We start from the raw sequence: 10,747 nt of genomic DNA, 5'->3' as shown, positions 1-10,747 counted from the left end.
TTCGGTGCTGCCCCTGCTGACTCGCTCAAAGGCTGCTAATAAGGTTTCAACTTCTGTTTCTCTGCCGTAGAGTTTTTGAGGGATTTGAAACTTATCTGTAATATCTTTTTGTGCGATCGCAAAATCTGCAATTCCTCCCGTAGTTTTTAATTGTTCTAGGCATTCTTCTAAGTCAGCGATAATGCCCCAAGGACTTTGATATCTGGCTTCAGCGGTTTTCGCTAATAGCTTCATCACAATATTAGAAACAGCTTTAGGAATTTCTCGATTGATTTGGTGGGGCGGTACTGCTTGTTTGGCAATGTGACAGTGGATTAATTCCATTGCATCGCTGTAATCCCAGGGCAATTGCCGCGTTAGCAGTTCGTAAAAAGTGACTCCTAATGAGTAAAAATCAGTGCGGTAGTCTATCGCTCGGTTCATTCTACCTGTTTGTTCTGGCGATATATAGCTAAGAGTGCCTTCTAAAACATTAGGATTTTTCAGGCTAGGATTTTCGCGCTTTAAAACAGTAGAGATGCCAAAATCTATAATTTGAACTCGCCCTGTGCTTGAGTTAATAATAATATTGCTGGGATTGATATCTTTATGAATAATTTTATGTCGATGAATTTCCCCTAAAGCCCTAGTTATTTTAATAGCTGTTAATAAAAAATTTTCTAAGGTAAGTTGATGAGAAGCCAACAAGAGCTTTAATGACTCTCCACCACAATCCTCGAAAATGATAGCCAAACTGTTATGGTATCTGTCTAAGCTGTAGGTTTTAGGCACACTTTCTAGGTTAAGATTGTGTGTAATTTCGTATTCCTGCTTGTATCTGACTAACGAAGCTGGGATCGGATAATCTTGTTTGAGAAATTTGATGATTACGGGTTTGTTGTCTTGCTTTCTCAGTCCCCGGTAAACTAAAGAATTATTACTTTCATGGATTTGGTGGGTAATGTCGTAGCCCGGTAAGTTAATCATTCTTACATCCTCTTGTGAGTATTAATACTCAATAATTTTTTTAGAAATTGTTAATTAATTAAGTAGATGTATCCTCTAATACATAATAATATCCGCAACTTTAAGAAAAACTTAAGTTTCAACAGAAAAGTTATTTTTTATTAACATTTCTTAAAAATAAGACGGCTAAACATTCCGGTCACGAGTACGATCGCTCCACAGTTTCCTGCAAAATCCGGCAAAACAGAGTGAAGTGCGATCGCCGTTAATCTTCATAGGAAATTTGGGCCTTGCATAATTAGAGTATAAATAGGGCGAATCACCATGCAATGAAAGCGAGTGCAAATTAATCCATATCCGTAAAAACACTAAGAAAAAAGGAAAACAGAACCACATTTGTGTCAAATGTGGCTGTCAATTGATCGCTGATTATGAGTCCCACGCCTGGTTACAGCGAGACTGTGAAAGCCGAATGCCTAAAAATGTATGTCAATCGTATAGGTTTTCGGGCAATTAACGAATCAAGGTAGTTCATCACACCACCCTAATAACTTCGGTAACACTTGTGAGAAAACTCTTACCAGATGCTTATCACCCCGAAGTCATTCCACAAGTCGGTGAGATCGATGAATTACAGACTTATGTGAAAAAAAACATAAAATCTGCCTACGGACACCCGTTGACCACTTTCGTTCAGGAATTTTAGAATGGGTATTAGGATATCATAGTTCCGAGACATTTGATAGCGTTTCCGGTTGCATCGGAAACGATATAAGTCCTAAATACATTACCTAAAATTTTAGGATGTTTCAGTTACTGCACCCTTGATATCTTGATTCAGCAACGCCTCTTTTTCCCTCTTCATTCAACATCTCCATTACCAAGGATTGCCAATCATTGTAAAGGCGGCCCAATAATAAGGATGCGAAAGCACTCGATCGCCCCGCGCCGCAATTTCTGGAGGCAAAATTAGACCCCCAGAAAGCCCTTCGGCTCGCAACATCCCGTCTTGAATCCGCACGCGCCCCCGCAGCATCTCCAATTGCGCGCGCCGCAAAGCCTCCGCTTTAATCATCAAATTGCCACCGCGTCTGGGGGCACGCAACTGCCGATAAAACTCAGTCATCAGCCCCAAAGTCCCATCATCGCTGACTTCCCACAAACTCGCTAAAGCGGATCTAGCACCGCTAGCTACCGCCAAACCCGCAAACCCCAACTCCGCCTCTTCGTCGCCCAAAGCGGTACTGCACGCGCTTAAAACTAACAGATTCACCGGCGGTTCATTCCACCGCAACTGTGGCATTTGATCGATACGTAATTTAGTATCCCACAACTGAATGTAAGAATTTTTCGGTTCCCCAGGCTGGAATTCGCTGTGAGTTGCTAAGTGAATGATTCCAAAAGGCTGATTTGCCCGCTGAGCTTGCAAATTTCCGAGAGTAAAATCTTGATTCAAAAATGATTTTCCTTCTGAGGGCGGCGCGATCGACTCTAACTCCACCGGTACCGCTGGTAATGGCGCTTTATCTTCAAATACCGACGCCCCCATTGCCAAAACTTCATCATCCGCAATATTGTCGTAGCCGATATCAGTCAAACTCAGACTCGGCATCACGCTAAGACTGTATTGCTCAACTAAAAATTGTTGGCCATTGTGAAGAGCAGCAAAGGGCACACTCCGCAAACCTGCTGCCGGAATTACAATTAAATTGTCAATCTTTAAAGCTGTCAATTCTGCGGCAACTGGTGCAATTAACCAGCGATAAAGTTTTTGAGCCGAATCCAAATAACTAATGCTGCTTCTTCTTCTGGGATTAGTTATTTCGGTTTGTAGGGCGTCCGCCAATTGCAACACCTGCCACCGCGTTGTCGCCGGAACTACAACGCGCATCGGTTCAGCGTTAGCTGTGACTAACACTAATTCTAAATGCTCCCCGTTAGGAACATCGGGAATTTCTTGGCTCAGTGGCGACAACCTCTGGGCTAACTTATCTTCTAAGGGGCGATGGGGCCCGGAGGTGAGGTTTTTTCTCACAGGCAATAGATTAGATAAATCCTGACTTGCCACCAGCACTGAACCATTTTCTTGGGCTGCGGCTGCATCCGATCTCCTGAGCCAATTCATATAAATGATGGCAGATTTTGTCCCGGTAATTTGTTCGTTTTTGCGAAGAGTTTCGTAAATCACCGATAGATTAGTAATCGGCTTTCTTGGGGGCAAATCCAGATATTTTTCGTACTCGCGAGTAAAGGTTTGTTCAAATTCTAAAACTCCCGAACCTGCCCCATCTAATCTGCGAGAAGGAGCGAAAATATCCTGGCTCATTGCGGAATTTCTATCTCGATTGGGCGATCGCAATTCTACTTGCAAAGATGCAGGAAATGACTGCTCCGGATCGCGATTTACGGACTCTAGAGGCGGTTCGGGAATTGGTTCGGGAATTGGTTCGGGAATTGGTTCGGGAATTGGTTCGGGAATTGGTTCGGGAATTGGTTCGGGAATTGGTGCAGGAGTAGAGGGCGCGGCCGGTGTAATTAGGGAAATCTGATTTGGTAAACTTCCTTGGGTGTAAGTTTGTCCAAAAGAAAAAGTGGGAAAAATGGTGTTTCCCACGCCAGCATTAATGCTTCCTCTGGTTCCATTGTCGATCGCGCCGCCAACTACAAACGGTCGATCGATACCGCCTCCGTGGCGAATTGCGATCCCCCCCGCCCCCGCACCTCCGGTAGTAGAAATACTGGAAATATTGCCCGATATATCATCGTTGAAAACATTGTTCGAGCCAAACAAACCGAGGGTTCTCACATCAACGCTGCCGCCAGTACCACCAGTGCCGCCTCTAGCGTTGATAAAGCCCAACTGAATGTCACCAGTCGCGTTCAGAGAGACGCCCCCGCCGTTGCCGTTTGAAGTGCCGCTGGAGTTGATATCTAGAGCGGAAATCCCCGCCTTCGAGGTGACAGCAATATTTCCGCCGATCGCCCCCGAAGCGTTCAAAGCTCCCGCAGTTAAAGGCCCAGCATTGGTTTGGAGAGCGATCGCGCCTCCTGTACCCGCCGATGACGAGTCGATCGCACCTGCTGCAACAGTATTTCCCTCAACCCGAATCCTCCCACCGTTCGAGGTAATATTACCAGTCCGAACCTCGCGGCTTCCTTGCAGGTTCACGCTGCCGCCATCCGTCCTTAAATTACCCTCTAAGAGGACATTTTCTGCCTTGATATCGGCTCCCAAAGCGGCCGTGCTGTCCCCCCCGAAGGTAACAGAATCTCGCGCGTTAACGCTCAAACTGCGCGCTGTAATTGTGGAAGTCGCCGTCACGCTAGCAGCATCAGCCGAGAGCAGGCCCAACCTCTGAGTTTGACCGACTAGGCCCTCAAAAGTAATGTTGCCGCCAGCCCGCAGCGTCAAATTATTTGCGCGGCCCGGGATGCTGTCGAGGGTATTGCCAAAAGCAATATTGCCGGTAGTGGCGGTTAGGGCGGCGGTGCGATCGACTGTGACGTTACTATTGAAATTCATGTCGCCAGATGTCGCAATATTGCCCGAAACCAGGGTACTACCGGCGTTGACAGTCAAACTCGCCAGCGGTGCAGCTTGACCGACTGTACCGCCGAAGAGCACTCGCTGAGCGTCTAGTCTCAGGGCGCGAGCTCCGTCTAGGCTACCGGAGAACAGAATGTTGCCCCTAGCTTCTGTGCTCAAAGCCACGTCAGCATTGAGGGATGCGTTTCCTGTAAAAGTGAGCTCGCCGCCGGATGTCGCAATGTTGGCGTTGAGATCAGTTTGAGGCGCGTCGAGAGTCAAGCTAGCGCTGCCACTTGTTCTGAGGGGATTGTCGATCGCGATCGAGCTGCCTTGAAGTGTCAGCGGGCTGTTGAAGGTAATGGGTGCGACGATCGCGATCGACGAGCTGCTACCGTTTTCGCGCCCGATCGCGATCGAGCCGAAACCCCCCGCCAAAGCGCCGAGATCCGTTGCCGTCAAGTCTAAAATGCCCAAAATATCGCCGGTGCCACCGATCCGAATCGCTCGGCTGTCGTTGGGTTGCAAGCGAATTGTTCCCCCCGCACTGCTGACAGAATTGCTGCCGCCTCTGAAGTCAATGCCGTTACCAGTGATAGCGATATTGCCGCTGTTAGCATTGAGTCCGCCCAGAGAGATGCTGCTGGCGAAAATGTTGATGTTGCCACCTTGAGTCTCGATTAAATCGTTGGGGTCATTGACAAAAAACACTCCGCCCGATCTAAATGTTACGGTGTCTCCCGCGATCGCTTGCAGCGAAAGTTTGTTATCGGGCAAGTCTTGGAGAGTGATGTAGCCCGGGGTTTCTAGAACCACGTTGCTGCCGGCCGCCATCTGTTCCAACTGCACTTCTGAGATCGATGTTTCATTGGGTTCTGGTGCCGCTTCGAGTCCGTCACCGGTTGATGGCGCGCTGGTGTCGCCGTTACCGCTGACGATCGTAATATTTGCCGGATCGAGCAACAAATTGCCGATCGCGCCGTTAGTCGCGCGGGTATCGACCTCTCCTTGGAAAGTTAAAGCATTTTTGCCGGAAACTTCGACTCTGCCGCCGTTACCTGCGGCGATGCCCCCGCGAGCACTAATATTGCCGAAGAAGCGAGTTATATTGTCTGACCAAATTACCGCAGTGCCGCCATTGCCGCGGTCGATCGCGTTTGCTGCGATCGTAGAATCAGGACTAACATAAGTTACCAGTGCGTTCGGCACTGGTTCCATCCCCCGGAAACCGCCTCCGACGCGCACAGTACCTCCGCCGTTCGTCCCGGAAGCATCGATATTTGCGGCGAACAGTCCGACTTTTTCCCCTAAAATATTGACTGTGCCACCAGCATTCCCAGAAGGGCCAAGTACATTTATAGAACCGGAGACGATCGCACTTCCGGCAACTGCCGCCACTGTTTGGTCGCCAGTCAGTACCAATTGACCTTGTTCGTTAGTCGTTAAACCTGTGGCTGACGCTACGCCGGGACCCGTTAGCAACTGAGGCAAAGAAACTGGGGCGATCGCAGATTTTTCTGACTGCAAAGACGGAGTAATTTCTAAACTCAATAAATTGCCGCTTTGACTGATGCGGACTGCATTTTGTCCCGGAACAGCAGCCACAGTAATTTGACCGTTGGGAGCGGATAATTCTCCTGTATTAATAACGGTGCCACCGAGCAAAGTTAAACTTTGCCCGCTGCCAACTGCCAAGTTTCCCGCATTGACAATTGCACCAACTTGTGAGTTATTAAAATTAAATTGATTGGGATTTCCCAGTAAAGCTTTGTAATCATTAATGCCGCTAGAATTAAACCAGCGATCGCCGAAACCAATACCTGTAGCCGTTGTCGCAAAAAAAGACCCCGGTACGTTTAATCTAGCATTTTGACCGAAGATAATTCCCGCCGGATTCATTAAAAATAAATTTGAGGTGCCGCCGCTTACAGAAATCAGACCGTTAATTACGGAAACATTGTCGCCGGAAATCCGCCCTAAAATATTTTGAATGTTGGGATTAGTTAGAAAATTAGCAATTTGACCTTCGCTGAGATTAAATTGGCTGAAGCTGTGAAACAGATTTGCCCCGTTTCCTGACAGTTGTCCGCCACTAATGTCTGTGCGGTTTGGCTCGGACTTCACAACAGTATTAATGCCGTCATTGGCCGGAACGACAGATTGCGATCGAACTGCTAGCGGTAGCAGCCAAAAACCTAATGTCAAAATTAGAGCAGAACGAAAATAGGTCATTGGAGGAAGCTATTAGTCATTAGTCATTAGTTCTTAGTCATTAGTCATTAGCCGGAAGGAAGAGGGAATTCAAAAAAGCCAATTCTCCATTACCAATTTTAATCTCTTATCGTTTTGATTTTTTTTGAGCTGTAATGTTCCGCCAGAGTGCCAATAAACTTAAAAATGTCGATCAAACACCGCCACCGCCGGGGCGAATCGACTTTGCAGGCACAGGGGATCAGTCGATCGCACTCCAAAACCACCCGTTCCCAGAATGTCGGAAATTTAAGGCAAATTTTGTATTTATCTGTCGCCAGTGTATTGACAAAATCCCCCCAGAGTTTTATTATTCGATCACTGATTGGGTGGAACAGCAAAAACCCACACCATAACTGGCTCCTCTAATAAAGTTAAAAACAAAATATTGATGCTTTTAGAGACCAACCATGCAAACTCCAGCTTTCCCATTTCTAACTGAACAAATAGTAGAACGGATATTTTCGTCAGGCGAACTGACTCGCGATGACAGACACCGAATTCAGTCAATGCTCTTAAATGAGTCGATCGGCGAAAATGAATTGAGCTTAATTGAAAGAGTCATGGAAGGCGTAGTCAAGGGAATACTTGACGTGATGAATTAGTTGATAACTGGCGCTAACCTATCTAAATGTAGGGTGCGCCGAGGCGCACCTTAGCCTAATTTTAAATAAAATCGAAAAGCGAAAAGCGAAAATTCTGTCACCGTTCTAAAAATCATCATCCGGGCCGTCATCCGGGCTGTCATCCGAACTCTGATCGCGACGCACAAGTTCAGAAGGAGGCCTATCGTTACTCCAAGCCCACCAAACGCCATCGCACTGGCAGCGGTAAAATTCTTGCCACTTGCGGCGGTTGAACTCGGTGTATACTGGCGATCGCCGATTAATCCAGACCTCAGCGGCATCCGTGCAGCTAGCGCCACACTTGGGGCAGCAAAACTCATTAGCGTGAACCGCCGTCGCAGTCCATTCAGGAGGATGTGGAGCAAAAGCTTCCATGTGTTAGAGTTTCTATCTAAACTGCTGGTAATTACGGCAAATCAAGGGTTGCTAAAGATCCGCAGAGTTCGGAATGACCTAAGCAATGACATAAGTACGCTGTTGAATGCGTAATTCATCTGCCCGTTATTTTTTTTAGTATTTGCCGTCAGATGAATAGTATAACTGATGTGGTGCAAACCGTCGATCGGCATTCTCAACTATTTCAAGGACTAGGCTCATGTCTATCTACAATCTTATCTCGTTTCTGGGCATTTTTGGCTTATGTGCGATCGCCTGGATTTTTTCAGAAAATCGCAAAGTTCAGTATATACCTTGGCGCGTCATCACCTGGGGCATTGGACTGCAATTAGTCTTAGGATTTTTAGTATTCCTGTTCCCCCCAACTCGCATCGCCCTAGAGTGGTTTACTGGCTTACTCGATGGAGTATTCACCGCTGCTGACGCTGGAGCGAGGTTTGTATTCGGAAGTAATGTTGTACCGATACCTGGTAAAGATCCGGCAGTTAATTTAGGATATATTTTTGCCTTTAGAGCTTTACCGACAGTCATCTTTTTTTCTGGCCTCATGGCCTTGCTATACAACATCGGCGTGATTCAAATTATCACCGAACTTTTTGCAAAAATCTTTTATACGACTATGCGGTTGAGCGGCGCAGAAGCCCTCAGCGGCGCTGCTAATATCTTCGTAGGAATTGAAGCGGCAATTGTCGTCAAGCCTTATTTGCCGAAAATGACTCGTTCGGAACTTTGTGCAATCCTCTCTTGCTGTTTTGGGACGGCAGCTTCTTCAACTTTAGCAATTTACGTTAGTTTTCTCAAGCCAGTTTTTCCAAATATTTTAGGACACTTAGTTTCCGCTTCAATTATCGCCATTCCCGCTTGTTTTGTTCTCTCCAAAATCTTAGTACCCGAAACAGGCGTGCCGCTGACAATGGGCGGCATTCCCAAGGAAGAACGGAAGCCTAAAGGTCGCGAATTTGTGGGCGAAGAAATTGCCGAAAATGACGGTGAGATCCGCCAACAAGAGACAGTGGGCGGAGAACCCATCGAACGAGTCAGCCCTTTGGATGCCGCGATAATTGGTGCATTGGACGGTGTAAAAATGGCAGTGGCAATTGCCGCTGTTTTGATTTTAATCTTAGGCTTAGTTTCCTTAATTAATCAATTCTTTGGTTGGCTGGCAATTTTGCCAGGCCCAATTGGTGGCTTTTTCAAAGTTGTCACATTAGCCAACATTATGGGATTTTTATTTTATCCCCTGACGCTATTAACAGGAGTCTCCATTGACGACTCTTGGCAAGCATCAGTAATCATCGGTCGCAGGCTATTAGAAACAGCCATTCCGCCCTATCAAAGTTTAGCAGAAGCGGGGGCAAAAGGACTGGTGAGCCCTCGTACAGTTTTAATTGTCAGTTACGCCCTTTCCGGCTTCGCCCACTTAGCCTCCGTCGGCATATTTGTCGGCGGTACGATCGCCCTAATTCCATCCCGCCGCAAAGACATTTCCGAACTCGGTTGGAAAGCATTATTTGTCGGCACTTTAGCGACAATGATGATCGCTTGCATCGCGGGTACCTTCGACACCGGAGACGCCAGCATTTTAGGCGCTAAAACAGCCCCTGCTGCCCCGCTAACATCCCCTGATTCTCCAAAATCACTGCCATCCCCAACCGCTAATTCAAAGCCATCAGTTGCCCCAGCAATTGCCAGTCCGAAGCCTTCGCCGAAGAGTGAAAAAGCAACTCCAAAAGCTCAATAATCTCCCAAATCAGACTCTAAGAAAAGCCCTTAAATGAGCTATGGGAAAAGGACACGGCAATGCCGTGTCCCTACAGATTAGACTCAAATTGCAAGCATTCCCAAACTATCTAAAAATTATCTGCGTTTATCTGCGTTTATCTGCCTTAAATCTGCGGTTGACATATTAATCAAAATTTTCTGCAATAGGTCTAATTACCAATAACCAATTCCCAAAAAATATGAATCCAGATCCAGAAATTCGCCGCCTGTTAGATGTGATGCCCGCTTCCGGCCGCATGATGTGTAAAATTATTAATAAGCCCCAACAATCAACGGTAATTGACTGCGATTTTCCTTTGCCTTGGAATCAATCTCGCCCGATTTATATTAATTTTGATTTGTGGCGGCTGCTATCTAAGCCGCAGCGGGATTTACTGCTATTGCGGAATGTCAGTTTTCTGTGCAATTTTAAGTGGTTTAAACCGGATATTTATCAAGGTGCGGCTCTGGCGGGAATTGTCGGGACTGTTGTAGAATTGTTGCAGGGAGATGCGATCGGCACTGCGATCGCGGGCGGTTTGACGGGACTCGCCATGACTCGAATTTGGCGCGACAACCGCAGTTCCCAAGTAGAGTTAGATGCTGACGAGGGGGCGATTAGAGTAGCGGGAAGGCGTGGCTACAACGAAGCGGAAGCGGCCGGACATTTGCTTGGGGCGATCGAGGCTGTGGCGCAGATTGAGGGGCGCAGTTTGGATTTTAATGAGTTGATTCGGTGTCAGAATTTAAAGGCGATATCGGGTATTTCGGCCGTGGGCGTGCCCGATAGTGTCAGGCAAGATTGACAAAAACGTAAATATAATCAAGACGGAAACCGATAAAATCCACAACTATGCTAATCCTGCAAAAACTGGAAAACCTGCGCGATACTCTACCTATAGAAGGAGCTGTACGAATTGAATTAGTGGAAGGCCTACCAATTTTTAAAGCCTACACTGCTGTCCAAAATAGCATCCAAGAATTGTGGGAAAAACAACAAACTTTGCCTCTAAATCCTGACGAAGAACAAGAACTCAATCTTTACGAAGAAATCGACGATTACCTCAGTTTTGTCAATCGGACTGTCCGCAATCTTTTCTTGGGCCAGATTCAGCCTACTGTGTAGAAATGTCCGCTCGCCGTCAAATCCCTGCTATAAAACGACATCCACCTGCTGGCGATTTAATTCAATCAGAAAGTTGAGCATACTGAGAGTTACTAAAAGTTTGATCGGCTACCTCTG

The 10,747-nt window shown here is 46.8% G+C and carries 8 protein-coding genes; 5 read left to right on the top strand and 3 right to left on the bottom strand.

What is annotated here, in order from left to right:
* Together QUA25_RS25295 and QUA25_RS25285 are read right to left on the bottom strand one after the other, a co-directional pair.
* Positions 1 to 966 (bottom strand): protein kinase domain-containing protein (locus tag QUA25_RS25295; protein WP_333042077.1); only part of this gene is annotated, 966 nt, incomplete at its 3' end.
* 856 nt (positions 967 to 1,822) lie between these two features.
* Positions 1,823 to 6,703 (bottom strand): CHAT domain-containing protein, encoded by a 4,881-nt coding sequence (locus QUA25_RS25285; protein WP_333042075.1) that lies wholly within the window; start codon positions 6,701 to 6,703, stop codon positions 1,823 to 1,825.
* Positions 6,704 to 6,837: 134 nt separating this feature from the next.
* On the opposite strand from QUA25_RS25285, the gene QUA25_RS25280 reads away from it, so the two are divergent.
* Positions 6,838 to 7,077, top strand: a complete 240-nt coding sequence (locus QUA25_RS25280; protein ID WP_333042073.1) for a hypothetical protein — start codon at positions 6,838 to 6,840, stop codon at positions 7,075 to 7,077.
* Between the two features lie 54 nt (positions 7,078 to 7,131).
* On the top strand, positions 7,132 to 7,326 hold the full coding sequence (locus QUA25_RS25275; RefSeq protein ID WP_333042072.1) for a hypothetical protein: 195 nt from the start codon (positions 7,132 to 7,134) through the stop codon (positions 7,324 to 7,326).
* Between the two features lie 105 nt (positions 7,327 to 7,431).
* Here QUA25_RS25275 and QUA25_RS25270 read toward each other — a convergent pair whose 3' ends face one another.
* Complete coding sequence (locus tag QUA25_RS25270) at positions 7,432 to 7,722, bottom strand: hypothetical protein (RefSeq protein WP_190661770.1); 291 nt, start codon at positions 7,720 to 7,722, stop codon at positions 7,432 to 7,434.
* Between the two features lie 220 nt (positions 7,723 to 7,942).
* Between QUA25_RS25270 and QUA25_RS25265 the strand changes: the two genes are divergently transcribed.
* From QUA25_RS25265 to QUA25_RS25255, 3 genes are all read left to right on the top strand, one after another.
* Positions 7,943 to 9,484 carry a nucleoside transporter C-terminal domain-containing protein gene (locus tag QUA25_RS25265; RefSeq protein WP_333042070.1) on the top strand — a complete coding sequence of 514 codons (1,542 nt, stop codon included), beginning with the start codon at positions 7,943 to 7,945 and terminating at the stop codon, positions 9,482 to 9,484.
* Between the two features lie 220 nt (positions 9,485 to 9,704).
* Positions 9,705 to 10,310 carry a DUF3318 domain-containing protein gene (locus QUA25_RS25260; RefSeq protein WP_333042068.1) on the top strand — a complete coding sequence of 202 codons (606 nt, stop codon included), beginning with the start codon at positions 9,705 to 9,707 and terminating at the stop codon, positions 10,308 to 10,310.
* A 47-nt stretch (positions 10,311 to 10,357) separates the two neighbouring features.
* The gene (locus QUA25_RS25255) at positions 10,358 to 10,630 is read left to right on the top strand and encodes a hypothetical protein (RefSeq protein ID WP_333042067.1); all 273 of its coding nucleotides are present in this window, start codon (positions 10,358 to 10,360) and stop codon (positions 10,628 to 10,630) included.
* Positions 10,631 to 10,747 lie beyond the last annotated feature (117 nt).

The organism is Microcoleus sp. Pol17C6 (genome assembly GCF_036701145.1).
Classification (GTDB): Bacteria; Cyanobacteriota; Cyanobacteriia; order Cyanobacteriales; family Microcoleaceae; genus Microcoleus.
This window is presented reverse-complemented; position numbering and strand designations above follow the sequence as displayed.